Origin of the sequence: Halomonas marinisediminis (genome assembly GCF_004347715.1) — a bacterium.
In the GTDB taxonomy this organism is placed as follows: domain Bacteria; phylum Pseudomonadota; class Gammaproteobacteria; order Pseudomonadales; family Halomonadaceae; genus Halomonas; species Halomonas icarae.
On the sequence record NZ_SLTR01000191.1, the window covers coordinates 1 to 318 of the forward strand.

A 318-nucleotide genomic window follows, 5' to 3' on the forward strand; every position below is an offset into this window, starting at 1 on the left:
TGCTGCAGAAGGTTCCGGAGGTCCTGAGCGGCGCGGAGGAACCGACGATCCTGCCTGAAGGAACCATCCGTTACGCCCACGCCGGCCTCCACCATCTTCTTGGCGTTGGCGGGCAACTTCGCCTGCAGGTTCTGCAATCGGATCCCGACGATGATGCGCTTGTGGCGATCATCCCTCTCGATCAGGAAGGCTTTACGCGTCTCGACGCTGTCTTTCGCTTGCTTGCGCAACTTCACGGCAGAGTGGTTCCTGACGACAAACGTCTCACCCGCCAGAAGCGACTACGTGCCAAACGCATGTTGCAGGCGTATGATGGGC

At 60.1% G+C, this 318-nt stretch carries 2 protein-coding genes; one reads left to right on the forward strand and one right to left on the reverse strand.

What is annotated here, in order from left to right:
* The coding region (locus E0702_RS19990) for a hypothetical protein (RefSeq protein WP_240721795.1) at nt 1-236 on the reverse strand (236 nt) is incomplete at its 3' end.
* Between E0702_RS19990 and E0702_RS20465 the strand changes: the two genes are divergently transcribed.
* Nucleotides 162-318, forward strand: a 157-nt coding sequence (locus E0702_RS20465; protein WP_368816922.1) for a DNA -binding domain-containing protein, incomplete at its 3' end; no start/stop codon positions are given. The genes E0702_RS19990 and E0702_RS20465 overlap by 75 nt on opposite strands.